22 protein-coding genes are annotated in these 23,652 nt (G+C 50.1%); 8 read left to right on the top strand and 14 right to left on the bottom strand.

Features of this window, described 5'->3' with window-relative positions; genetic code table 11:
• Positions 1-91 precede the first annotated feature (91 nt).
• Positions 92-625 carry a molybdopterin adenylyltransferase gene (mog, locus tag JMG82_RS01030; RefSeq protein WP_201353089.1) on the bottom strand — a complete coding sequence of 178 codons (534 nt, stop codon included), beginning with the start codon at positions 623-625 and terminating at the stop codon, positions 92-94.
• A 132-nt stretch (positions 626-757) separates the two neighbouring features.
• Here mog and JMG82_RS01025 point away from each other — a divergent pair, with 132 nt between their 5' ends.
• The gene (locus JMG82_RS01025; protein WP_201353088.1) at positions 758-1,258 is read left to right on the top strand and encodes an FHA domain-containing protein; all 501 of its coding nucleotides are present in this window, start codon (positions 758-760) and stop codon (positions 1,256-1,258) included.
• Here JMG82_RS01025 and bioV read toward each other — a convergent pair.
• The 5 genes from bioV to aroB are packed head-to-tail and all read right to left on the bottom strand — an operon-like array spanning position 1,230 to position 7,348.
• Entirely contained in the window at positions 1,230-1,748 is a 519-nt protein-coding gene (gene bioV / locus JMG82_RS01020) for a pimelyl-ACP methyl ester esterase BioV (RefSeq protein ID WP_201353087.1), read from the bottom strand. The genes JMG82_RS01025 and bioV overlap by 29 nt on opposite strands.
• On the bottom strand, positions 1,735-3,384 hold the full coding sequence (locus tag JMG82_RS01015; protein ID WP_236579154.1) for an AAA family ATPase: 1,650 nt from the start codon (positions 3,382-3,384) through the stop codon (positions 1,735-1,737). The genes bioV and JMG82_RS01015 overlap by 14 nt, the downstream gene beginning before the upstream one ends.
• Complete coding sequence (mtaB, locus tag JMG82_RS01010) at positions 3,371-4,618, bottom strand: tRNA (N(6)-L-threonylcarbamoyladenosine(37)-C(2))-methylthiotransferase MtaB (protein ID WP_201353086.1); 1,248 nt, start codon at positions 4,616-4,618, stop codon at positions 3,371-3,373. The genes JMG82_RS01015 and mtaB overlap by 14 nt, the downstream gene beginning before the upstream one ends.
• Positions 4,615-6,294 carry a mechanosensitive ion channel domain-containing protein gene (locus tag JMG82_RS01005; protein ID WP_201353085.1) on the bottom strand — a complete coding sequence of 560 codons (1,680 nt, stop codon included), beginning with the start codon at positions 6,292-6,294 and terminating at the stop codon, positions 4,615-4,617. Before JMG82_RS01005 ends, mtaB begins: the two co-directional genes overlap by 4 nt.
• Entirely contained in the window at positions 6,284-7,348 is a 1,065-nt protein-coding gene (gene aroB, locus JMG82_RS01000) for a 3-dehydroquinate synthase (protein ID WP_201353084.1), read from the bottom strand. The genes JMG82_RS01005 and aroB overlap by 11 nt, the downstream gene beginning before the upstream one ends.
• 50 nt (positions 7,349-7,398) lie before the next feature.
• Here aroB and JMG82_RS00995 point away from each other — a divergent pair, with 50 nt between their 5' ends.
• Complete coding sequence (locus JMG82_RS00995; protein ID WP_201353083.1) at positions 7,399-7,671, top strand: hypothetical protein; 273 nt, start codon at positions 7,399-7,401, stop codon at positions 7,669-7,671.
• Positions 7,672-7,759: 88 nt separating this feature from the next.
• On the opposite strand, the gene JMG82_RS00990 is transcribed toward JMG82_RS00995, so the two are convergent.
• The gene (locus JMG82_RS00990; protein ID WP_201353082.1) at positions 7,760-9,193 is read right to left on the bottom strand and encodes a COG3400 family protein; all 1,434 of its coding nucleotides are present in this window, start codon (positions 9,191-9,193) and stop codon (positions 7,760-7,762) included.
• Between the two features lie 78 nt (positions 9,194-9,271).
• Here JMG82_RS00990 and tgt point away from each other — a divergent pair, with 78 nt between their 5' ends.
• Genes tgt through pdxA form a run of 4 tightly spaced genes read left to right on the top strand, consistent with a single transcriptional unit; the run spans position 9,272 to position 12,846 of the window.
• Positions 9,272-10,393, top strand: a complete 1,122-nt coding sequence (tgt, locus tag JMG82_RS00985) for a tRNA guanosine(34) transglycosylase Tgt (RefSeq protein WP_201353081.1) — start codon at positions 9,272-9,274, stop codon at positions 10,391-10,393.
• Positions 10,394-10,439: 46 nt separating this feature from the next.
• Positions 10,440-11,105 carry a GDSL-type esterase/lipase family protein gene (locus JMG82_RS00980; protein ID WP_201353080.1) on the top strand — a complete coding sequence of 222 codons (666 nt, stop codon included), beginning with the start codon at positions 10,440-10,442 and terminating at the stop codon, positions 11,103-11,105.
• On the top strand, positions 11,105-11,887 hold the full coding sequence (locus tag JMG82_RS00975; RefSeq protein WP_201354123.1) for a pyridoxine 5'-phosphate synthase: 783 nt from the start codon (positions 11,105-11,107) through the stop codon (positions 11,885-11,887). Before JMG82_RS00980 ends, JMG82_RS00975 begins: the two co-directional genes overlap by 1 nt.
• Positions 11,884-12,846: a 4-hydroxythreonine-4-phosphate dehydrogenase gene (gene pdxA / locus JMG82_RS00970; RefSeq protein WP_201353079.1), complete on the top strand. Its 963-nt coding sequence runs from the start codon at positions 11,884-11,886 to the stop codon at positions 12,844-12,846. The genes JMG82_RS00975 and pdxA overlap by 4 nt, the downstream gene beginning before the upstream one ends.
• Here pdxA and JMG82_RS00965 read toward each other — a convergent pair.
• Together JMG82_RS00965 and JMG82_RS00960 are read right to left on the bottom strand one after the other, a co-directional pair.
• Positions 12,834-13,286 carry a YbhB/YbcL family Raf kinase inhibitor-like protein gene (locus JMG82_RS00965; protein WP_201353078.1) on the bottom strand — a complete coding sequence of 151 codons (453 nt, stop codon included), beginning with the start codon at positions 13,284-13,286 and terminating at the stop codon, positions 12,834-12,836. The genes pdxA and JMG82_RS00965 overlap by 13 nt on opposite strands.
• A 15-nt stretch (positions 13,287-13,301) precedes the next feature.
• Positions 13,302-13,628, bottom strand: coding sequence for a TraR/DksA family transcriptional regulator (locus JMG82_RS00960; protein WP_201353077.1), 327 nt, complete (start codon positions 13,626-13,628; stop codon positions 13,302-13,304).
• A gap of 102 nt (positions 13,629-13,730) precedes the next feature.
• On the opposite strand from JMG82_RS00960, the gene metK reads away from it, so the two are divergent.
• Entirely contained in the window at positions 13,731-14,921 is a 1,191-nt protein-coding gene (gene metK / locus JMG82_RS00955) for a methionine adenosyltransferase (RefSeq protein WP_201353076.1), read from the top strand.
• A 150-nt stretch (positions 14,922-15,071) separates the two neighbouring features.
• Here the strand turns inward: metK and JMG82_RS00950 are convergent, their stop codons facing one another.
• The 5 genes from JMG82_RS00950 to JMG82_RS00930 all read right to left on the bottom strand — a co-directional run bounded on the left by JMG82_RS00950 (position 15,072) and on the right by JMG82_RS00930 (position 21,474).
• A complete protein-coding gene (locus JMG82_RS00950; RefSeq protein ID WP_201353075.1) occupies positions 15,072-15,854 on the bottom strand; it encodes a DUF5718 family protein in 783 nt (260 codons plus the stop codon).
• Positions 15,855-15,875: 21 nt separating this feature from the next.
• Positions 15,876-16,487 (bottom strand): hypothetical protein, encoded by a 612-nt coding sequence (locus JMG82_RS00945; protein WP_201353074.1) that lies wholly within the window; start codon positions 16,485-16,487, stop codon positions 15,876-15,878.
• 46 nt (positions 16,488-16,533) lie between these two features.
• A complete protein-coding gene (purH, locus tag JMG82_RS00940; protein ID WP_201353073.1) occupies positions 16,534-18,066 on the bottom strand; it encodes a bifunctional phosphoribosylaminoimidazolecarboxamide formyltransferase/IMP cyclohydrolase in 1,533 nt (510 codons plus the stop codon).
• Between the two features lie 153 nt (positions 18,067-18,219).
• Positions 18,220-20,955 (bottom strand): AAA family ATPase, encoded by a 2,736-nt coding sequence (locus JMG82_RS00935; RefSeq protein ID WP_201353072.1) that lies wholly within the window; start codon positions 20,953-20,955, stop codon positions 18,220-18,222.
• Between the two features lie 114 nt (positions 20,956-21,069).
• A complete protein-coding gene (locus JMG82_RS00930; protein WP_269089365.1) occupies positions 21,070-21,474 on the bottom strand; it encodes a transposase in 405 nt (134 codons plus the stop codon).
• A 462-nt stretch (positions 21,475-21,936) separates the two neighbouring features.
• Here JMG82_RS00930 and JMG82_RS00925 point away from each other — a divergent pair, with 462 nt between their 5' ends.
• Complete coding sequence (locus JMG82_RS00925) at positions 21,937-23,652, top strand: DUF1800 domain-containing protein (RefSeq protein WP_201353070.1); 1,716 nt, start codon at positions 21,937-21,939, stop codon at positions 23,650-23,652.

The following is a 23,652-nucleotide window of genomic DNA, read 5'->3' as shown; positions in this document are numbered from 1 at the left end:
GGCCTTTTACGGCCGATAGCGCCGTCATCCTTTCTCTTTTTCTTTTCGACCTTCTTGACCGCATTCGGTGCAATCTCGATGCTCCTGCCGGCTACGATCCTTTCGGCCTGAAAGCTTTGATCACATTCTCATCCGTCACCATATACCGGCCGCCGATCAGATCGATGCAGTACGGAACCGCCGGAAAGACGGCATCCAGACACTCCCGGATCGATTTCGGTTTGCCGGGCAGATTGATGATGAGACTTTTGTGGCAGATACCGGCTGTCTGTCGACTCAGAATCGCCGTGGGCACGTACTGCAGGCTCACCTGCCGCATCAGCTCCCCGAAGCCTGGCATCATCTTCTCGCAAACCGCCTCCGTCGCTTCCGGCGTCACGTCTCTTGGAGCGGGACCTGTGCCGCCTGTCGTAACGATCAGATCGCACTCCTTTTCACGGGCCAGCTCCCTGAGTGCCGCTTCGATCGCTTTCTGCTCGTCGGGGATGCAGCGGTAGAGAAACTCGATATCGTTTTGCAGATACTCCCTGAGCGTATCCATGATGGCCACGCCCGAGACATCCTCGTAAATCCCTGCACTTGCCCTGTCGCTCGCCGTGACGACACCGACCCTGATTTTATCCATTTCAAACATCCTGTTTTTGGTTCTATTTTACCAAAATTAGCGCGAATCTTTCACAAAATCCTCCTTCCTTCTCTTCCGTTGATACGGGTATAAGTGAACCACTGGTAAAATTGATGAAAAACGGAGCTATCCATGCAACAGAGTATCGACAAAGAGGCTATCAAGCGACAGTTTCTTCCCAGGGCGGTCCTGCTGGCCCAGACCGACCAGGCGGCTGCGGCGATTCCGATCAAAAACCAGTTTGACGACATGATTCCCATATGGAAATTTCCCTACCGGATAGGACGCGAATCGCGTGTCGAAGTCGACGATCACGGTCACATCATCGTCAAGGAGCGCTTCAAACACGGCATGAAAAGCGTTCCTACCAACGATATCTACCTGATCGATTTTGGTGAGAGACTGCAGATTTCAAGAGACCATCTGCAGATCGTGGAAGAGGATGGAAAATATTATGTCATCGACGACGGAAGCAAGTGCGGCACAGGGGTCAACGAAAAACGCATCGGCGGCGATTCTGATACGGAGCGGACGGAAATCGAAGACGGTGACACCATCGTTTTGGGAACCTCCGGCTCACCCTACAGGTACACATTTGTCCTTTTCAGCGAAGAAGGTGGCCAAAAGGTTTGAACAGATAGCTCGTCGTGTATCGTTTGAAGAAACGATGCGCCTTGTGGGCATCGACGATTCTGTCTTCTCCTCCCAGAAACGTTTCGATCTTCACGCCCCGGGCCAGCAGGGTCTTAAAATGCGCCGACGGCCATTCATACCCCAGAAGCTCCTCGAGCTCTTCGGGAGTGGAGTCCGACCGGAAGGGATCCAGATCGAAAGAGGCGGGAGAAGCGGCGTTTGCCAAAAATTTTTCGATATAGGCATCGGGATCTTTTCGGTAATGCACCATCTGGGTTTTGACGAAGGCTTTCGACACCTCTTTGAAATAGGCCGGAGAGAGCAGAATGAGCCTGTCGATTCTCTTCTGTGAGGCGACGGCGTACTCCAGCGCTCTGATCGCACCGTAGCTGAATCCCGCCACGACGTAGGGATTCTTCCCGTATCTTTCCAGATACTCCGAGAAAATCTTCTTTTCGCCTTTTAGAGAGAAACCGCTAAAAAAGATCATGCAGAATCTCTTTGACATCCTCTTTTGTGACGATTTCCCGTTTTAAAATCTCGTCCGCCAGTTTCAGAATTCCCGTCTCCATCCGGCCGATGAATCCCTCCACATCGAGCCGTGCATCTTCGAGTATCTTCTCGACATCGGCGATATCGACACCGAAATGCTCACCCATGCCGTAGTGTTCCACCATGTCCTGGGCAAGCAGACGCGCCTCTTTGAGGTCGTTGGCGGCGTTGGTGTAGTGTTCGTGGAAATGGTAGTGCATCATCATGTCTCCCGCCAGATGCACCTTGATTCGGTTGAGAATCTCAGACTTCGAGACAATCTCCTTTTCGGAGTGCTGAAAATGGTCGCTCAGAAGGCCGATTTTCGAAAAGCTGATATCATGCCAGTAGGCCATCACCGCTTTTGCCGCCTGATAGACCGCCTGGATACGCTTCTCTTCATCGGAGTAGGTCAGAATCTTCCTTTTTCCCAGTAGCACCTTGTCCTTGACGGCGAGAAAATCTTCGATTTCGATGATTTTTTTTCCGTTTTTCAGCGCGTGAATCGCCGCTTCGTTGACCAGGGAAGAGAGTGCGGCACCGCTGAAACCCACCGTCATCTCGGCGATCTCGTCCAGATCCACGTAATGGGGTTTGTTGGCCAAATAGATTTTCAGAATCGATTTGCGTTCCTCCTTGTTCGGAAGCGACACGAAGACTCTGCGGTCGAATCGTCCCGGCCTCAGCAGCGCATCGTCGAGCATTTCGATCTTGTTGGTGGCCGCGATAACGATGATGCCGCTGCTGTCTTCGAAGCCGTCCATCTCCGTAAGAAGCTGGTTGAGGGTCGCTTCGCGCTCGTCGTTGCGCATGCCGCCGCGCGCCTTGCCCACGGCATCGATCTCGTCGATGAAGACGATGGCGGGAGCCATCGCTTTGGCGCGTTTGAAGAGCTCACGCACTCGCTTGGCTCCCATGCCCACGTAAATCTGCACGAAAGAGGCGCCGCTCTGGTAGAAAAAGGGCACACCCGCTTCCCCGGCCACCGCCTTGGCGATAAGCGTCTTGCCAACGCCCGGAGGTCCGACCAGCAGGACGCCACGCGGCATACGGATACCGAAATTGAGATATTTTCTCGGATGTTTCAGAAAATCAATGATCTCTTCGAGCTCCTCTTTGACCTCGTCGATGCCCGCTACATCCTGAAACGTGATATTGGAGATGATGGGCTGGATATCTGCGGGCTTTTGCAGTTCGCTGGCGAACTGGATCTGCTCGCTCAGCTGCTGCTCCTTTATCTCGCGGTTCTTTCTCAACCAGCGCAGCAGGTAGGCGACCAGCAGCGCGAGAATGACGATTGTGATCACATCGGCCAGGTAGGGATTGGGTTCGACGATCGTCACGGCCGTTTTGCTGTAGACCTCTTTGAGGTCCACGGCGTCCTTGGGAACTTTGTATCGGACGCCGCCGCTTTTGAAATAGAGATAGGGCCCTTCGATGACGGCATCGCTCACGAGACTGTTGCTAATGAGATTCTCCGCCGTCTGGGCATCGATCGTCCTGGATCGGTCGCGCAGATAGGCGAAAGCGAAGATCGCCACGATCAGAACCGCCGAAACTGCCAGTATGATCCGGTTTTTTTTAGAAAGTTCCACGATTCATCTCCCCTACGGCTTCGAAACTCTCCAAAAAGAGCCATTCGCCTCGGATATCCCGCTCACAGCGAATGGCGATTTTGTTGAAATACTGATCAAGACCCACATATTCCCCCGCTTTTTCGCTCTCTACCAATATCTCCAGCGGTCCCTTCAGGGCGCGCCGAAACGCCAGATTTTTCTCCTTGACGAGTGTCGTCAGCTCCTTGTGCCGCGCTTTGGCGACGTTGCCGGGAACCTGCGGTTTCATGGTGCTGCTGGGTGTGCCGTCCCGCCTGGAGTAGGTGAAGGCATGCACATGGGTCAGCGGTAGCTTTTTAACTCTTTCGATCGCCTCCCGCCACACCATGTCGTCCTCTCCGGGATGGCCGACGATAAAATCGGTTCCCAGCGCGTACCCGTGGGATGCGATCTCTTCGAAAAGCTCCAGGTCGCCGGCGAAACTGTTGCGGCGGTTCATGATTTCAAGCATCCTGTCGGAAGTGTGCTGCAGCGCGATATGAAGGTGCTTCGCCATCCAAGGCTCATCCAGAAGCTCTTTGAACTCCTTCGTGATCTGAACGGGTTCCAGCGAACCGATACGCAGGCGCCGCACGCCGCGAATCCGGCTCATTTTTTTGAGCAGCCCCGCGATGGAAGTGCCCCTGTCGATGCCGTAACTGCCTACGTTGGTGCCGGTCAGTATGAACTCCCCGAACCCGTTGGCGGCGAGACGGCGTATCTGCTCGAGAATCTGCGCTTCGTCCAGGCTTCTGGCAGGCCCGCGCACAAAGGGGATGATGCAGTAGCTGCACCGAAAATCGCACCCCTCCTGTATCTTGATGAAAGCACGCGATCTGCCCACGAACTGCTCGACGACCGTGGTGTCGACATGTTCCAGATCGCCGATCTCGAAAAAGCGCTCTTCTTTGTCGAGAAACGACACGATCTTCTCTTTTTCACTGTGTCCGAAGACACCCGAGACTTTTTGCGCTTCGAAGAGTTCCTCTCCTTTGGTGAAGGCGCCACATCCCGTCAAAAGCAGCCGGGCACGGGGGTTGATGCGCGCGGCCTGGTTGATGTATCCTCTTACGCCGCTGTCGGCGCCGTTGGTGACGGTACAGGAGTTGACGACGATAACATCGGCTTCCGTCTCGTCCCGGGCGATTTCGTATCGGCCAAGCCTCGCCATCATCACCTGCGTATCGAACTGATTGGTACGGCAGCCGAACGTTTTGAAATAGACCTTTTTCATACAGTCTCACTCCCCTGCGAAAGATCGGGCAGCGTCGGTTTTTGCTTCGCCCGATCCAGATAGATATGCTGAGAAGGATAGGCGATGACGATATCCTCCTCCTCTTTGATCAAGTCGAGTATCTCGGCCGAAATGGTACTGCGAAGCGTGAGCGTCGCATAGGCGTTGGTCAGATACCAGACACTGATCCTTATACCATTTTCTTCGATAAAAGAGTAGACCCTCGGCTCGACATTCGTATTTTTGAGACTGTATTTCGACCGCAGCCTGTTGAGCTGCTTCCGCGTGATGTCGGTATACCCTTTTGCATACTTCTTGGCGGTCTCCTTGGCGATATGGACCGCCTTTTTGTGGTTGGAGTTGAAAGTGATCGTGAAGTCGATGCCGTCCCACACCGTTTTGAGCGTGGCGTGGGAGTAGTTGGCGATCATGTTCGTGAAGATGAAGTTGTTGGGAATGAAGATGACCCGCCCCGCCCTGCGGTTGTGCATATAGCTTGTTAGCGTGATGTCTTCGAGAATCGTGATCCTAAGGAGCGATATGTCGAGCACATCCCCCACATACCGCATGCCGTCCTTGTCGACGCGTATCCTGTCGCCCGCATGGATCGACCCGCCAAGAACGATGACGAGCCATCCCAGCATGCTCATGAACCAGTCTTTCATCGCGATGGCGATACCGGCGGAAGCGAAGCCGAGTACCGTGACGAGATAGGAGACGTTTTCGATATAGGCGAAAAGAAGAATCATCACGACGATGAAGACGAACGAGAAGTTGATGATCTTGTTCGCCATGTAGAATCGTTCATTGTCGGTGATGGTTCGTTTGATGAGCCATTTGACGAGTATCACAAGAATAAGCAGAATCAGAATCGAGACGCCGATGGTCCCCGCTTTTTTCGCCTGCTCCTTGATCTGGTCGGTCAGACGGAGTTTGATTTCATCCACCCTCTTCTTGTAGACGACAAGCGCTGTTTGATGGAGGCTGAGAGCCTCCTGCGCCTCTTCCAGTTCTTTGAGCGTCTGCGCCATCATCTTTTTGATCTTCGGGTCGTCGGGTTTCAACAACCGCAGCTCCCTGAGAATCGACTCTTTTTGTTCGAGCATCGCGATGAAGGATTCGAGATTCATTATCTCGTGCTCGAAACGGGAAAGCTGCTCGCCCAGCAGCTTGATATAGGAAAAGGCGTTGATGATCGCTACGGGATTCGTGACCGAAGGCACTTCGGCAATCTTCTTGGGACGGATGAGCGTCTTGAATGGATTGTGGGCATAATCGCTCAGCAGGCTGAGCCGCTCGGCCAGCCGCGTCCGCCGGTTTTCGAGCTCTTTGATTTTGGAACGGTATTTTCTCGCACCCGCCCTTTTGTACTCTTTTATTTTTTTGTCGATTTGTCGGATATCGGACTCGATCTGGACATAGGTGAGGTGGTTCGCATAGATCTTCTGCCAGACACTCTCTTCGTTGAGCCGACGGTCGGTCAGAGCGAGCGCTTCAAGAAGCTGTCGGATTTTCGCTTCCGTTTTTTTCGCTTCCTCTTCGGCTTTTTTCGACGCCACGATCTCTTTGGCCGCCTTCACGCGCTCTTTAATCGAAGCAGGCGATAGTTTCGTATGGTTCATCTCACCGTAGGAAAAGAGTGCGAGCAGTATTAAAAGAGTGAGTTTAACGCGCACCGTCGCGATCCTTTTCAAACTTTTTCAATACGCGCACCACCCGTTCTCTTTCGGGATCCACCAGCATTCTGTAACGCCCTACTTTTTCGGGAACGATGAAAGTGATCTTGTTGTCGTGGCTCTTTTTGTCGAGAAAGAACTGCTCGTAGAAGGTTTCGGCCGAATCGATCCCATACCGGGTGGGAAGACCGTATCTTTCGAGAAGTTTTCTGACCCGCTCGGCCTCCTCCTGGCTGAAAAGACCAAACTCCAGCGCCAGCTCGTTGGCCATGACCATCCCCAGAGCCACCGCCTCACCGTGGAGATAATGGCCGTATCCGCTGAAATTTTCGATCACATGGGCGAAGGTGTGGCCGTAGTTGAGAACGGCACGGACCCCCTTCTCTCTCTCGTCCTCGTTGACGATGCGGGCCTTGAGCTCCACACTGCGGCGAATCGCCTCTTTCAGGTTTTCCTCTTCATCAAGATCGTGGGTTTCGAGCCATCGGAAAAACTCCGCATCGAACATCACCGCCATCTTGATGATTTCCGCCACACCCGCGGCGAACTCCCTCTTCGGCAGTGTCGAAAGAAAAAAAGTATCGATATAGACGGCACGGGGCTGGTGGAAGGCGCCAACGAGATTTTTTCCGAAACGGTTGTTGATGCCGGTTTTTCCGCCCACGCTGGCATCGACCTGGGCAAGAAGCGTCGTCGGTATCTGGATGAAGTCGATGCCTCGCTGAAAGATACTGGCGGCAAAACCGGTCATGTCGCCGATAACCCCGCCGCCGAAAGCGACAAGTGTCGATTTTCTGTCGAGCCGGTGGTTGAAAAGCGACTCGAGGATCGATTCGATCGTCTCCATCGTCTTGTAGGATTCACCGTCGGGTATCGTGACGACATAGAGTTCGTCCGCTTTTATTCTCTCCATGACCCTGCGAAGATGAAGGCCGGCCACCTTCGGATTGGTGATGATGGCCGCCTTTCCCTCGATGGCGATTTCGGGAAGGGTGTCGATCGTGATATCGTAATCCCTGCTCTGGGGTGTCGGAAGCGTAATGGATACTTTCATGCAATAACCTGGATAATGTATTTTTTAAACGGAACCCGACTCAAGAATCCATGGTTGCAGAAACAATCTTCCAAGCCATAGGATGCAGAGCTCATGTCGCCCCGGCACTATTTTACAAAACAGATGCCGCTTTGGAAGAGACCCGGCGGGGCCGGCTGATGCTTTTCCCGCTCTTTGCCGCTTCTTTGGGCCTGTTTCGCCATGTCCTCGTCGAAGCGCCGCAATCGGAAAAAAAATCGTCTCCGGTACTATCCACATGGATTCTTGAGATGGTTTTTTTATTTTACTTAAATTTATATAAAAAAGTGCTTTGTACGCCGTAAATATCGGCTTTTGAAAAAAATTGTAAACGAATCGGTCGACGAAGATTCCGCCGCCAAGCGGCGTGCCGCACGATTTTGAACGGCCGGGTCATTCGAGATCGACAGGGACGAAAAGCTGGGGGTTGTAGGAGAGTTTGAAATAGAGTTTCTCCACATCCGTACTGAAATAGGAGAAGAAGCGGTTTTGAAGAATCTTCTCCGTAAAAGGAACGATCTGCAGAAACGACTCTTCGTGGGCGAGTTCCCGGATAGGGTTTCTGTTCTCCTGCCGAATCTGAAGCGTTTTGGAAAAGATGCTCGAGAGATTTTCGTAATGGTTGAGAATGAAACGTTTTTTCTCGAAATCGCTGTCGGGTTCGTAATCGAGCAGTTCGATATCAAGACCGAGCTGCGACGCCACGTCGAAGACGGTTGCCGAAATCACTTCCATGCTTTTGTCATCGGAAAGCACGAGGACCAGTTTTTTCAACTGCATCAGGGAGACGTTGCTAAACTGCAGCACCGGTTTTCGAAGCTTGTAGAAGATCTCTTTGAACCGTTTCTCCTCGAAGATATCCCGGCCGCACACGATCAGTCCGATATTGTAGTTCTCCACATCCTCGGCGATAATCTCTTCCGGTTTCCTGTTGCGGAAGTCGACGATGCACTCCACGTTTTCGGAATCCATCCCCTTGATGGTCTCCAGCAGTCCGATATCGGAGGGATGGGTGATCCTCACCACCAGTTTACGCCCCTTGATGCGTTTGTGCAGATATTTCACCTGCTCCAGACAGTTGAGAATGCAGGCGGGTCTTTCGACTCCCATGTCAAAATAGATGTAGAGATTCTCTCCGAAGGGTGCGGGGAACTGCCCCAGTTCCTGCTTGATCGCCTTGAAAACTGACTCCAGGACGGAGGGTTTGCCCACAAGCAGTAGTAGGTCGTTGGGTTTGATCATCAGGGACGGTTTCGAAAGGAGCAGCTGGTTTCCTCTGTAAAGCGCCACGATACGCCACTGGTTCTGGATGATCGTACCGATATGCCGATAGACGTAGGCGCTGCCGAAAGGCACCAGCACTTCCATAATCTCCCCCTGCCCAAGCCCGACATTTTGGGCGATGACCGGCACATTGGGAAGGAAATCGTAGAGCCGGTTGGCGAGCAGTTCGTTGGCGTTGACATTGATCAGGTTCTGATCGTTGAAGAGGTTCTCTTCGCTGAATTCGATATCCCATCGGTTGAAAAACGTAATCCGTATCACGGGATTGTCACGGCGGATGTTCTGATAGCTCCCCTCCGCGTCGGTACGGTTTTTCATGATGATGAAGACATCGTCGAAATCGCGCTTGAGTATTTTCGAGAGCTTGATGTAGCTGGTGGGATCGAACTGATAGCTGATAAAATTGGAAGGCTGTTTGTCTGGAAGTATCGACCTGTCCAGCGTAACGACGGTGTATTCGTTGGTGCTGATAAAGGTCTCGCTGATTCGCTGCAGAAAATGTTTTGCTACAATTCCATCAGCAATGATCAATATTTTTTTCATGACTTCCGCACCGCCTTCAGTGAATGCTGTTTTGTGACAGCTTCAAATAGGCAATTATAGCGAAACAGGACATTCATCATGAAATTCTCCATCGACGCCGTCGACGGCAGCGCACGGGCCTGTACGATCGAAACGGCCCACAGCACGATCAAAACACCGGTCTTCATGCCGGTCGGAACGGGCGCCGTCGTCAAGGCGCTCGATACCCGCGACATGCGCGAGATTCTCGACACGCAGATCATCCTGGCTAACACCTACCACCTCTGCCTCCGTCCCGGTGACGAAACGGTCGCCAAAATGGGAGGGCTCCACGGCTTCACCACCTACGACCGCAGTTTCCTGACCGACAGCGGCGGCTTCCAGGCCTTCAGTCTGAGCGACATCAGCAGACCCGATGACGAGGGCATCCTCTTCCGCAGCCACATCGACGGAAGCAAACACTACTTCACCCCCTCCAAAGTGCTCGATATCCAGTACAATCTCGGCAGCGACATCATGATGATTCTCGACGACCTTGTCGCCCTGCCCGCCACAAAAAAGAGAATCGCGGTTTCGATAGAGAGAACGACCCGATGGGCCAAGGAGTCGATCACCTACCACCGATTCAAACAGAGCCACGGCATCGGCCTGGACCAGAACATATTCGCCATCATCCAGGGCGGAACCGATCCGGAATTCAGACAAATCTCGGCCGAAGCCCTCTGCGCCATGGACTTCGACGGATTCGCCATCGGGGGACTGAGCGTCGGCGAAGCGAACCAGGCGATGTACGATACGGTCGAATTCACGACCCCGTTCATGCCCAAAAACAGGCCCCGCTACCTGATGGGCGTGGGCACCCCCGAAGATCTGGTGGAAAACATCGAACGCGGCGTCGACATGTTCGACTGTGTCATGCCCACCCGCAACGCGAGAAACGGAACGCTCTTCACCACTTTCGGAAAAATCAACATCAAGGCGGCCCGCTACAAAGCGGATACGGAACCGATCGACAGTGCATGCGGCTGTTACACGTGCCGCCGGTACAGCCGCGCCTATCTCAACCACCTCTATCGGGCAAAGGAGCTTACCTATTTCCGTCTCGCTTCGCTGCACAATCTCCACTTCTATCTGACACTCACAAAACGTGCCAGAGACGCCATTGAAAGAGGTCAATTCGCCGCATTTAAACGCGATTTCTACAATAAAAGGGCAAAATAGCCGATACTGTATCGTATAACTATGCAGATTGAACGGAAGGTAGAAAATGCATCTTAGCAAAATGGAGTGGATCGCTCTTGTCATCGTATTTGTCATCGGACTCCATTTCTACAACAAACACCAAATGGAGAACGATGCGTTCGAGGAAACCGTCAATGCCCCACTCTATACGAAAGATGACCATACACCCGTAATCGTGGCATTCGGAGACAGCCTGACAGCGGGAACGGGAATATCCGAAGAGGAGAGTTATCCGGCACAGCTTTCGAGACTGCTCGGTATCGAAGTCATCAACGCCGGGGTCTATGGTGAAACGACCGCCCGGGCTCTGGGACGCCTTCCCGCGATTTTGAAACGTTACAAACCCGATATCGTCCTGCTCGAAGAGGGCATGAACGACGTTCTGCACAAGCGGGAAAGAGAAACGATCAAAAAAAATCTGAAAAAGATGGTCGGTATCATCAAAAAAAGCGGTGCCAAAGCGGTTATTCTCGGTATTCCGGATATGGATTTGATAGAATTGATGATATCATCGGATATCGGATTGTACGAGGAAGTGGCCCGTGAAACAGGATCGCTCTATATCGCCAACGTCTTCGGCCCCGTATTGAGAAACGAAGAGCTTAAAAGCGACTACACGCACCCAAACGGCGCGGGATACCACATCGTCGCACAAAAAATCTATGAAGAGTTAGGAGATATGCTGCCATGATGAAACTGGGTGTCAACATCGACCACATCGCCGTATTGCGCGAAGCGAGAAAGATCAACGATCCGAGCCCCATCGACGCACTCGGAATCGTCGCGCGTGCCGGCGCCGACCAGATTACGATCCACCTCAGAGAAGACCGCCGCCATATCCATGACGAAGATGCGGAGCAGATCGTCCGACTCAGCCCGCTTCCGGTTAATCTCGAGTGCTCCATCGACGAGGAGATCATCGAAATCGTCTGCCGCCTGCGTCCCCACCGGGCGACACTCGTACCGGAACGGCGGGAAGAGGTGACCACGGAAGGCGGTCTTGATATTTTTAAATATGAGGACCGGACGATCGCGGCCATTGAAAAACTTCACGCCAATGAAATCGAAGTATCGCTCTTCATCGATCCCGACCTCGAAACGATCACACGGGCCGACGCTCTGGGAGCCGAATGGATCGAGCTCCATACCGGAAGCTACGCCAACATCCATGCCATGCTCCACTCCAATCTCCCCCGCACCCACCACTCTGTCAAAGCGCTGGAGCTTCCCCGACATACGCTTAAAACCAAACTCGAAGAGAGCCTCGAAACCATTCGAAGCGCCGCCGATCATGCCGCGACCCTTGGCCTCAGGGTGGCCGCCGGTCACGGACTCAACTACCGAAATGTCGCTGAAATCGTGAAAATAGATGCGATCGAAGAGCTCAATATCGGACAGAGCATCATCGCCCGAAGCGTCTTTACGGGTCTAAAAGAGGCGGTCGAAGAGATGGTGAATCTCCTGAAACGATGAGCCGCAGACCCAAAATCGCCGTCAGTATAGGGGACCTCAACGGCATTGGAATCGAAATCGCATTAAGAGCGCATGCCACAATCAAAGAGTGGTGCCATCCCGTCTACTTCGTCAGCTACGAAATGTGTCGCCGGGCTGCCGAGATTCTTCACCTCGACATACCGGAAGATTTCGACCACAGCGCACCCGATGCGGCGCCCTTCTCCATCCTTCCGGGCAGAACGGATGCGCATGCGGGGCGATACGGTTTTCTCTCTTTCAAAAAAGCGGTGGAAGCTGTAAGAAACCAGGAAGCCGATGCCGTCGTCACCCTTCCTGTGAACAAAGAGGCGTGGATGCTCGCCGGAATCGGCTACAAAGGGCACACGGACGCACTCCGCGACTTTTTCAAGCAGGATGCCATCATGATGCTCGGATGCGAAAAGATGTGGGTCGCCCTCTTCACCGCGCATATTGCCCTCAAAGAGGTGCCCCGGCATATAGAAAAAAAGAGACTGACACGTTTTTTGCTCGATTTTCAGAAAGAGACAGGCGCAGAGAAGATCGGTGTTCTGGGGCTCAATCCCCATGCCGGCGACCACGGTGTCCTGGGCGTCGAAGAAGAGACGATCGCGGCCGCCATCGCGGCCGCAAACGCCCGACTTTCGGGTGAGGGTTCCCGATGTTCGCCGTTTGAGGGGCCTCTCGTTCCCGACGTGGCTTTCACACCGAAGATGCGTGAAAATTTCCACTTTTACGTCGCCATGTACCACGATCAGGGGCTCGCGCCTCTCAAAGCGCTCTATTTCGACGAAAGCGTGAATGTCTCGCTCAATCTGCCGATTGTCCGGACATCCGTCGACCACGGCACCGCTTTCGACATCGCCTATCTCCCCGACCGCCCGCTCAATCTGAAAAGCTACTTCCAAGCCGTCAGAACAGCCGTGGCGATGTCACAGAAAAGAGATCAGCGCTCGTAGATCCCCATCAATCCCGCCCCGTCGAGAACATGGCCGTCCATCACCGAAAGCAACTGATGTTTCGTCATGCCGGCATCCATCTCGAGCGGCATATCCAGCGCGTAGAGTTTGAACATGTAGCGATGGGCGCCGTCGGGAGGACAGGGGCCGCCGTAACCGATGGTTTTGAAACTGTTGAGACCCTGACGTATCCCGTTTTCCAGATAGGGCTCTTTCGGAATCCCCTCCGGCAGTCCGGTCATGTCGGCGGGAATATTGTAGATGACCCAATGCACGAAAATACCCATCGGGGCATCGGGATCGTCCATAATGAGCGCCAGGCTCTCCGTCCCTTCCGGTATATCGCCAAAAAGCAGCGGAATCGAAACATCCGCCCCGTCACATGTATATTTCGGGGGAATCAAACCACCGTTTTCAAAAGCTGGACTCGTAAGTATCATCGTTCGCCTCCTTTTTCAGGCAACGGCGCTCCTGGCCGCAGGATTGGCGCGCAGCCTCTCCTCCGGAATCGGTTCGCCGGTTTTTTCGTCGATACCGTACTGACCCGTTTCGATCTTCCGCAGCGCGTCATTGACATCTTTGAGCTGCTGCACCAGAATCCGCAGTACCTCTTTGTCCCGATCGTTGTCGATCTTCAGCTCCGCCATATCTTCGATATCGTCGATCTCGTCTTCGGCGGAAATAACGGCCATCTCGTCGCTGATCGCCTCCATACTTTTCAAAATTCTCTCTTTCTCCTCCAAAAGCCGTTTTTTGTAATATTCCAGATCCATTTCGGCCATCTGACACCTCCTCTTTCTACGGTCTAGTCTCTGGATAAATTATACCACTTTCAGGGAGGTTCGAGTATCCTTCCCAATAAAACAATCTTTACGGAGCTGCGAATGTACCTTTTTACATCCGAATCGGTGTCGGCCGGACATCCCGACAAATGTGCCGACATCATCGCCGACACGATTGTCGACCGGCTCCTCGAACTCGATTCGAACGCCCGTGTCGCCACGGAAGTGTTCATCAGCGGCAAACATATCATCATCGGCGGCGAAGTGCGCACCTCTGCCGATATCGGCGAGGGCTTCTACCGTCTTTGTGCCATCGACGCCCTCTCTGCCATCGGCTACCCGGAAATCGGTTTCGACGAAAGCCAGACACTCTACCCCGATGCCACGGACATCCGGGTACTCGTTTCGCGGCAGTCGCCCGACATCAGCATCGGCGTCGACAAAAAAAGCGGAGAGATCGGCGCGGGTGACCAGGGGATGATGATCGGCTTCGCGACCGACGAAACCCCGACCTTCATGCCGGGCGCACTGGAATATGCCCGAAAACTGCGCGACGCGCTCTATGTCCACTCCCTCGAACATCCCGACCGTTTCGGTATCGATATCAAAACACAGGTGAGCCTCGATTACGGCACCAAGAGCAACTTCGACGCCAATTTGCCCCAAGCTATCCGAAAGATTGTCGCGGCCGTTCCCCATGCTGCACATGTGGATATCGAAGAAGCGCGCAGTGTTGTAAAAAGAGTCATCGTCGAAACACTCGGAAACGATCCGCTCTTCGACGAACGAGCGTGCGAATTTTTTATCAACGAAACGGGCCGCTATGTCACCCACAGCCCCCTGGCCGACAGCGGCATGACAGGCAGGAAAACCGTCGTCGATACCTACGGCGCCTACGCGCCCATCGGCGGCGGCGCCCAAAGCTCGAAAGACTACACCAAAGTCGACCGTTCGGGCCTCTACGCGGCCCGTTGGCTCGCCAAACATATCGTCGCGGCCAAACTGGCGAAAAAGGCGGTGGTGGAAATCGCCTACGTCATCGGCCGGGCCCAGCCCGTCAGTGTCACTGTCGACACGATGGGCACGGCGTTAAAACCCTTCAGGGACGAGGAGCTTTCGGTCAGAATCACCGAAAAATTTCCCCTCACACCCCGATGGATCACCGAAAAATTCGGCCTGGACAAACCGTCGCGATCCTCTTTTCTCTATGCCGACATCGCGGCCAGAGGCCAGGTAGGGTATGACGATTATCCGTGGGAACGCCTGGATGAGCTGGAGTGGTTTATGGGATAACATCGTTGGAGACAAAGAGCGTGTCAGCCTACGCCGACACCGATGCATCTTTTGCCAACGGTTGCAATGTCCAAAAAATTACGACAACCTGCTTAATCGACTCCGCGCTCGAAGCCCCGATTCATCCGCTTCGTCTTCCAACCCTTTTGGTCACGCATGCCGCTTTACCTGTTGGCGCAACACGATCCGCCGATCGGGGTTTTCGGCATCGTAGGCCTCGACGATCACTTCGTCCCCCTCTTTCAGATAGTTTCGCTCACCAAAGGGCGCATAGGCGGTCGCGCCGATACTCACGAACAGATGATCGGGGTAGCCGCAGGCTTTAAAATGTTTGGAGATATCCTCCAGAGGGCCGGCGTCTTTTTGGTTGTTGATCTTCTCCACAAGCCAGCGGGTCAGTTTCCCGTGGAAGTAGCTGTACCCCGTCAACGGCGCGTCGACACCGTATTCGTGCTTCACCCCGTCGCGGATGAGAAAACTTCGCAGGCGGAAGCGGTCCATCACCCCGCCCTTCTCGAATCTGTCGATGTCGATCCAGATGTCGCCCTTCCCTTTGGAGTTTTCATGCCAGCTCTTCTTCTCGCTGATCTTCAAAGCGCCGTCTTTTCGGATGGTCGTGTCGTTGAAGACGGTGAACTTCAGCGCTTTGAGATCTTTGACGCGCTTTCGTTCGTCATATGCCACGGCGAACAGAATACCGATCTCGGGCTCCACCTGGGCATTGGCCTCCTCCCTGGGCAGAACCAGCGTATCTTTGCTGATGGGGTAGACTCCCAGAAAACCGTCGTTACCCGGCAGATAAAACGGGAAAATCCCCTTAGGAGCGTGGGCCTCGTCCACCTCCACATCCACAAAATCGCCCGCTTCACCCGCCTGCTCCAGATGGTGGGCGAAATTGCCGGCGACGCCCAGACAGATATAATTTCTCAACATCTACTTTCCTTTTAAATTTGATCAGTGCAATGCCGTGCCGCAGCCTGTGAGACGGCGGCCACTCCATCGTATCTCCACCCGGGTTTCGTAGGTTTCATCGGACATCGAATCGTGACAGGGGCCCGGACGCAAAATCACTTCCAGCGACGACCCTTTCGATACCGCGACATATCGGGTTTGGCGTTTATGGCGATCGACCTGCGGCTTGGCTTTGAAACGGCAGCGCTTTTTGTCGTAGCCGTAAAAAAAGTCGAGCCGGTCACCTCTTATCTCCAAAATCCACGGCGGCTCGTTGCCCACCGCCCTGAAGTCGACGCCATCGAGCTTCGCCTTTTCCCAGATGGCCCCGCGCCTGTCGTTTCGGCAGTTTCCGTGCAGACGGCCGTTCTCTTCCAGGACGGCTCTCTCGCCCTCGAAAATAAAAACCGTCGAACCGTCACGGTAAACCTTCTTCCCGCCCACTCTTGCATCGATAAACGGAAGCGCCACGCTTTTACGGGGCAAAAAAAGCCAGACCCTGCCGTTGTCGAAGCGTGCCGTGAAACGCAAACCATCACCGCATCGGTAGAGATAGGTGTTAGAAGCCGCCGAAAGAAGCAGAGGAAAAAGAAAAAGAGTCGAAAAACGTCGCAAAAGAGGCCTTTTTTCGCGGCTTCACGCCGTGAAGCCGCCATCATTATCAGTGCAGGAAGTGGCGCACGCCGGTGAAGTAGAGGGCGATGCCGTGTTCGTCGGCCGCCGCGATCACTTCGTCGTCGCGAATCGACCCGCCCGGTTCGATGATCGCCTTCACGCCCGCCGCGGCCGCCGCGTCGATGGAGTCGCGGAAGGGGAAAAAGGCTTCGCTGGCCATCGCCGCACCGGTAACGTCGAGTCCCATCTCTTCGGCCTTTTTGAGCGCACATCGCGCCGCGTCGACGCGGCTGGTCATCCCCATGCCCACGGCGACCATCGCGCTGTTTTTGACGTAGACGACACAGTTGGATTTGGTCAGGGCCGCCACTTTCCAGGCGATCTGCAGGTCCTTCTTCTCCTGTTCGGTCGCTTCGCGCGCACTCTTGCGCTCGGCATTGGCGACCTCTTCGTCCCTGACCTTGTCGGCATCCTGATAGACGAAACCGCCGGAGATATGCTTGAAGTCGTAGGCGTCGTCGCTCACCAGCAGCCGGTCGGCACCGAATTCGAAGAGTTTGATGCGCTTTTTGGAGGCGAACACCTCCTGCGCTTCGGGCGTGATGCGCCCGGCGATCACCACTTCGAGGAAGATTTCGTTCATCTTCTCGGCCAGCGCCTTGTCCACCACCCCGTTGACCGCCACGACACCGCCGAAAGCCGACACCGGGTCGCACTTGAGCGCTTCGGTGTAGGCGTCGACCAGGTCGTCGCGGATGGCGAAACCGCAGGGGTTGCCGTGCTTGACGATGCAGACGGCCTTTTCATCCCCGAACGCCGCGGCGATCTTCACCGCCCCGCTGATGTCGGTGAGGTTGTTGAAACTCGCTTCACCCTTGAGCGTCGTGAAGTTTTTCGTGTAGAAGTCGTCGAACTCGTAGAGGGCCCCTTTTTGGTGTGGGTTTTCGCCGTAGCGGGTATCGAACACTTTGCTTCCGACGATAAACTGCTTCGCCCCGAATCCCTCGTTGAAGCGTCGGTTCATGTAGTTGGCGATCATGCTGTCGTAGGCCGCCGTATGCTCGAAGGCTTTGATCATCAGGTTCCGGCGCATCTGCAGCGTATTGTCGCCGCTTTTTAGCGCTTCGAGTACCGACGTATAGTCGGCAGGGTCGGTGACAATGATGACACTGTCGAAATTCTTCGCCGCACTCCGCACCATCGCCGGCCCGCCGATGTCGATGTTTTCGATGATCTCCTCGAAATCGTCGGTCCGCTCGATCGTCGCTTTGAACGGATAAAGGTTCACGCATACCAGGTCGATCGCCTCCACACCCAACTCTTTGGCCTGCTCTATGTGGCTTTGCTTGTCACGCCGATGCAAAATACCACCGTGAATGTAGGGGTTCAGCGTCTTCACCCTACCCTCGAAACACTCCGGAAACTTCGTCACTTCGTCGATCTCGATGGCGTCGATGCCGTTTTCCTTGAGAATTTTGTAAGTACCGCCCGTCGAGACGATCTCCCAACCCATATCCGCCAATCCCCTGGCGAACTCCACCACACCCGTCTTGTCACTCACACTGATCAATGCTCGCATATTCACTGTCCTGTCGAAAGATTTCTGGAATTATAGCTCTTGGGTGGTTAGGGGGAGATTATGTTGAGACATTTAGTTTAACGATCAAAATCACTTGATCGTCTTGGCCGTTGTATCAAAACAGTTTATATAACAATAGAACATATCAAACTGTCAATAAGTATTTATTTTGCTTTTCAATATATTGAAATCTTTATCATTAAATTTATGTGTTATTGTTTCTAATATTTTTTTCTGTGTTTGTGGTGACCAATATATTTTTAATTTTTCTTTTGATCTTGTAATAGCTGTATAAAATATATTATGTGAAATTTGTTCTTCCACTTCATCTGTAATGACTATTTTTACAGAGTTATATTCTAATCCTTGAGATTTATGAATTGAAAGAGCATAAGCAATTTGAAAAGGAATAATATCATCTTTTAATTCACTGCTATCTTCATCTGCAGAAGCAAATTTATTAACATAAAATTTGATAATTGAACTATTTTCCTTCGGCTCAATTAGCTCCACATCTGTTCCAGCTACATCAAATTCAGTTAAAACATCCTCAATTTCTACTGTAAAAAAAATTTTTATTTTCTCGCCTGTTTCCTGATTGTATTCAAAACTAATATCCTTAATAATTCCTTTTAAATTATTATACAAAACACCACCAAAACTTCTTCTACCTATTTCATTAAACAAAATAGGATCACCAATTTTAAAGGCATATATGCCCCATTTCTCTTCAGGTTTTGGATTGCTTTGTTGTAGCAACATATTGATATTATTTATCCCATATAGACCATTATAGTTTAAACATAAAATAATTTCATCAGTATCACTACTTTCAAAAATTGTATTATCTAAACTTGTTGCAAAATTATTTCTACTGATTCTTTCTTCAATAGTATTTTCTAAATTTCTAACAGCATTCCAAAAATCTAACAACTCCGTATTTTTTGTTCTACGAGTCTCTTGAAGCTCAACTACCAAATGTGGAAAAAATTTATTTAATAAATAAAACCAATTTCCAAACCTAATAGAATCTATTTGATAAATATCTCCCACAAGTACTAATAATTTAAAATTGATTTTCTTTAAAATATTGAGCATATCAATATTACTAATTGTACTACACTCATCAATTATGAGAATATCTATAGTGAATTCTTCTTGACTATATTTTTTCACTGTTCCAAAAGTGGAATTTGAAACATTGCCTACTCTTCTTCTTAAATTATTAACAGCAGTATGAGTATTTGCTAAAAACAAAATGCTATAATCTTTTGTTCTATCTTTAAAAAAAAGTGTTATATATTCTATCAATTTTGTTTTGCCTGTTCCTGCCGATCCATAAACCAATGAAACTGTTGAATTTTCAAACATATCTATTAATGCCTCTTTTTTTATAGGATCATCAACAAAGCCTCCCTTTTCTTCTAACCAAGATTTAACTGCTTCCGAATATCCTTTTAATCCTTTTTTAGATAAATTATTTATCTTTTCTATTATTTCTATAACATTTTTTTCATAGCCGTGTAGATATATTTGCCTTCTATCTTCTTTTAATTCTGCATCAGGTTTATGTGCATGGTACAATTTAACATTATATTTTTTTATTAGTTCGTCAATATTCTTAAAAGTTTTTATATCTTTTTTGTTTGTATATAACATTCCTCTTATTTCTGAATTATTTCTAATTAACCTTGCGAGTAGTTCATCTTCTCTATTCTCAGAATCTATACATTTAAACAATTCAACAATTCTTGGAGTATGTTTAGGAGGAAAAAAACTATAAGGAATTTTATCAAAAGGAATTACACTATTTTTCAAATACAAATCTGATAATTTATTGTTAGGTTTGCTCCAAAATTGTTTTTTAATAATATTATTGTTCATTACATACAATAAATATCTTAATATATTAGAACCCGGAAGCTTAGGTAGTACAATTTCTCTATACTTATCCAACAAATCTCTTATATTTGATGTTTTTGCATTATTTGCTAAATCTATTTTAAATTGTATATATTTTTCTTCACTTAAATAAATAATATCTAATAAATTTAAATTATTATTTTTCATATACCGCATTAAGTTTTTATATTCATTATTTCTTGAGAAATTGTTGTATCTACCAAAGATTATTTGTGATAGATTTTTAAATTCACAAGGCCTAATAGATACTTCATAATCTGTTATAATTTTAATAGGGATTATTTTGTCATACAGCTCTATGGTATTTTCAACTATTGCAAATTTTAAAGCATAATTTGATATTAATTCTATATTTGTAAAAGCAATCATTCTATCAAATTTGCTTGTAAAATCATTTGCTATTCTAAAAGTTACTTCATAAAAAATCTTTTGATTAATAAAAAATGGTTTCACTCGATCAACATAATAAACATCACTATAATCCAAGGATTTTCTAAAAATAGTAGGTGTACTAATTACATTGGCTATTTTTTCATAGTATTCTTTTAAATCTTTATCTTCATTTATAAAATCTTCAATTATTTCCAATCCACTTAATAAGTCTAAATCAAATTCGTTTTTCATAAGTGTTTTAATCTTTAGTAGATATTCGTAATATTTAAATATCAACCTTGTTGCATTCTCGCCGACTTCTGTATAATGAGACATTGATTTTTGAAGTAATTGATGAAAATCTTTTAAAAATTTATATTTACCATTGGAAAAAACTTTACCTTTAACATTATTAAAAATATCATGACTATAATACTCTTCCCCTGATAATTTTACAACCACATTTTCTGTAAAATCTCTTAAACCTTTAAAAATATTGCTTGAGTAGAAATCAATATCATCTGGTTTAATTCTTTTTATATTATCACAAATATATTTATCGGAATTTTTTAATGATACATTTGTTTTTCTCACACTTTGTTCCTTTAAGAGCATAAGGATCAGTCGCCACCTTAAAACCTTCTAAAAATCTTGAAGAACCTTTACATTTTACAACGACTTTCCGACCATAAAGCAGTCTTCCTTAAATCAGGCTGCTTCACATCCTTGCCCAGATGCCCATTTATCAGTCTGTGTCTTGTATGTTTCATTATTTTTATAATGTGAATGGGCGATGATCAGCAACTTTCTCATCACAGCTACCTGAGCGGCAGTCGTATGTTTGCCGCATGATTTGAGACGATTATAAAATATTTTCATTCTATCGTTGTAACGAATAGCCACCATCGCACTCATAAATAAAGCACTGCGATATATTCTGCTTCCGGCTTTGGAAATTTTCGTTCGTCCACGCACCGATGTTCCAGAATTTTTTTCGATAGGGTCCAAGCCGGCCAAAGAGACGATTTGCGCCTGGTCGGTATCCTCATAGTGCATGAACAGGTGCAACAATGTAATGGCGGTCACATCACCGATACCGGGAATCGACTTGATGTTCTCGAATCCCTGGGAAGAAAGGGGTCAAGTGATAACAATAACTCCTTTTGCTCACTATCGTTCTTCTATCTTCTTATCGTATCTCTTTCCGATACGAGTATACCATTAAACTTTCTTAAATATACACGGTAATAAACAAACCATATTCTTCGCTGGGCAGTACGTTTCGATTCGTTACATAATTTCACAGTAACTGATAAGATCGGATTCATGAGTGTTTCGGGCTTTGTTATTATTATCGTCTGACCCCTAAACCCTGGTATACCGGATCTTCGAGAAGAGCTTTTATCGACTTATTGGTATTTCAGAGTTTTTCGCTGATTGTCTTGTAATATTGTTATCCTCATATCCCTCTTTTACCGGAACAAAATCGCAACATAACAAATATTGTACATCAAGCAACAATTGATTAACAAAGTGACGGTATAGTGATATGGTCTGATATTCAAGGATTACAATATGAAATGGTTGCTTGTTTTGTATATGCTCATACTTTCATTTGCCGGTTGCGGATCGGAAGGAAATAGCCATACACATGTAAATCCTGTAACGTACAGAGTCGCTTCTGCCGAGGAAGCTTCGGCTTTTCTCTCACGCGCTACATTCGGTGCGACAAGGGAAGAGATCGACGATCTTGTCTCCGGTGGAGATTACGAAGCGTGGCTGGAGGCTCAGTTTGCCAAAGCCCCCACTTACCACGTCGCCTGGGCGCATGCCCATGCCAAGGGGGTCGGCCGTGTGCCCGATCTCAGTCTCCACCGCGAAGACTGGAAAACCTACAGCGATGCACTGGGGGACCTGCAGCGGGATGCGTGGTGGGATATCGCCGTTTATGGAGAGGATCAGCTCCGCCAGCGGGTGGCCTTCGCACTCAGCGAGGTACTCGTCATCTCCCGCAACGGCCCTCTGCTGACCTATCCGGATGCGCGGATGTCCTACTACGATGTGCTGGTAAAGAATGCCTTCGGCAATTTCGAAACACTGCTTCGGGAGGTGACCTACCACCCGGCGATGGGCCGATATCTCAGCTATCTCGGCAACGCCAAAGCCGATCCTTCCGTGGGAAGCCACCCGGATGAGAACTACGCCAGAGAGGTGATGCAGCTTTTTACCATCGGGCTGTATGAACTCAATATGGATGGAACATACAAAACCATCGGAGGCAGACGGATCGCCACCTATACGCAGGACGATATCCGGGAGATGGCAAGAGTCTTCACCGGTCTCAGTGACGACAACGGACACTTCGAGACAGAGGCCTGTTTCGACAGTTACCATGCCCGGACCTCTCCGATGGCCGCATTCGAAACCTATCACGACACCGGTGAGAAGAGGATACTGCACGCCCGAAAGATCATTCCTGCAGGCGGAGATACCAAAACCGATATCAATACGGCCCTGCATCTGCTTTTCGAACATCCCAATACAGCCCCCTTCATCTCCCGGCAGCTTATCCAAAGGCTGGTCACCTCCAACCCTTCGCCGGCCTATGTCGAGCGGGTCGCCCGGGTGTTCGCCGACAACGGTCGCGGAGTCCGCGGGGATCTCAAAGCGGTGGTCAAAGCGATTCTGCTCGATGAAGAGGCACTGCACGGAAAAGAGAACGATCCCGAACACTTCGGGAAATTTAGAGAACCGATGCTCTACATCACCCACCTGTGGCGCGCCTTTCATGCCCAAAACGCTGAGAACAATCTCACCCAGGGAGATGACGTCCTCTATCGCTACAAATCGTTCAATTTCCACGGAACGGGGATGATGAAGCAGGAGGGGCCGCTGGAAGCCCTGACGGTCTTTAACTATTTCGCTCCCGATGACGCACCGGCAGCGCTCAAAAAACGCAATCTCGCCGCACCCGAGCTGGAACTGTACGGCAAACAGGGAATCGATGATGTGCTGATGGGGCTCATTACGAAAAACGGCTTTGTCTACCGGACCTTCCATATCACGGCAGCGCTTCAGTTCGAGCAAGAAAAAGAGCTGGTACACAGTAAAAAGCATGATGCTCTGCTCGACCGTCTCGATCTGATTTTGACCGGTGGAAATCTCAGCCAAAACACCCGCTCCGCCATCAAAAGATACATGCAGAACCATTCCGGTCTGAGCGATGAGAATCTGACACGCCTGACGATCGGGCTGGTGATGACATCCCCCGACTATGCGCTGCAGCGTTAA

The organism is Hydrogenimonas urashimensis (genome assembly GCF_016593255.1).
In the GTDB taxonomy this organism is placed as follows: Bacteria; Campylobacterota; Campylobacteria; order Campylobacterales; family Hydrogenimonadaceae; genus Hydrogenimonas; species Hydrogenimonas urashimensis.
The sequence above is the reverse complement of the archived record's forward strand: the minus strand, read 5'-3'. Positions and strand labels throughout refer to the sequence as shown.

Coding starts and splice junctions, on each gene's coding strand:
- mog (WP_201353089.1), bottom strand. CDS start 625: ATGGATAAAATCAGGGTCGGTGTCGTCACGGCGAGCGACAGGGCAAGT.
- JMG82_RS01025 (WP_201353088.1), top strand. CDS start 758: ATGCAACAGAGTATCGACAAAGAGGCTATCAAGCGACAGTTTCTTCCC.
- bioV (WP_201353087.1), bottom strand. CDS start 1,748: ATGATCTTTTTTAGCGGTTTCTCTCTAAAAGGCGAAAAGAAGATTTTC.
- mtaB (WP_201353086.1), bottom strand. CDS start 4,618: ATGAAAAAGGTCTATTTCAAAACGTTCGGCTGCCGTACCAATCAGTTC.
- aroB (WP_201353084.1), bottom strand. CDS start 7,348: ATGAAAGTATCCATTACGCTTCCGACACCCCAGAGCAGGGATTACGAT.
- JMG82_RS00995 (WP_201353083.1), top strand. CDS start 7,399: ATGGTTGCAGAAACAATCTTCCAAGCCATAGGATGCAGAGCTCATGTC.
- JMG82_RS00990 (WP_201353082.1), bottom strand. CDS start 9,193: ATGAAAAAAATATTGATCATTGCTGATGGAATTGTAGCAAAACATTTT.
- tgt (WP_201353081.1), top strand. CDS start 9,272: ATGAAATTCTCCATCGACGCCGTCGACGGCAGCGCACGGGCCTGTACG.
- JMG82_RS00980 (WP_201353080.1), top strand. CDS start 10,440: ATGCATCTTAGCAAAATGGAGTGGATCGCTCTTGTCATCGTATTTGTC.
- JMG82_RS00975 (WP_201354123.1), top strand. CDS start 11,105: ATGAAACTGGGTGTCAACATCGACCACATCGCCGTATTGCGCGAAGCG.
- pdxA (WP_201353079.1), top strand. CDS start 11,884: ATGAGCCGCAGACCCAAAATCGCCGTCAGTATAGGGGACCTCAACGGC.
- JMG82_RS00965 (WP_201353078.1), bottom strand. CDS start 13,286: ATGATACTTACGAGTCCAGCTTTTGAAAACGGTGGTTTGATTCCCCCG.
- JMG82_RS00960 (WP_201353077.1), bottom strand. CDS start 13,628: ATGGCCGAAATGGATCTGGAATATTACAAAAAACGGCTTTTGGAGGAG.
- metK (WP_201353076.1), top strand. CDS start 13,731: ATGTACCTTTTTACATCCGAATCGGTGTCGGCCGGACATCCCGACAAA.
- JMG82_RS00950 (WP_201353075.1), bottom strand. CDS start 15,854: ATGTTGAGAAATTATATCTGTCTGGGCGTCGCCGGCAATTTCGCCCAC.
- purH (WP_201353073.1), bottom strand. CDS start 18,066: ATGCGAGCATTGATCAGTGTGAGTGACAAGACGGGTGTGGTGGAGTTC.
- JMG82_RS00925 (WP_201353070.1), top strand. CDS start 21,937: ATGAAATGGTTGCTTGTTTTGTATATGCTCATACTTTCATTTGCCGGT.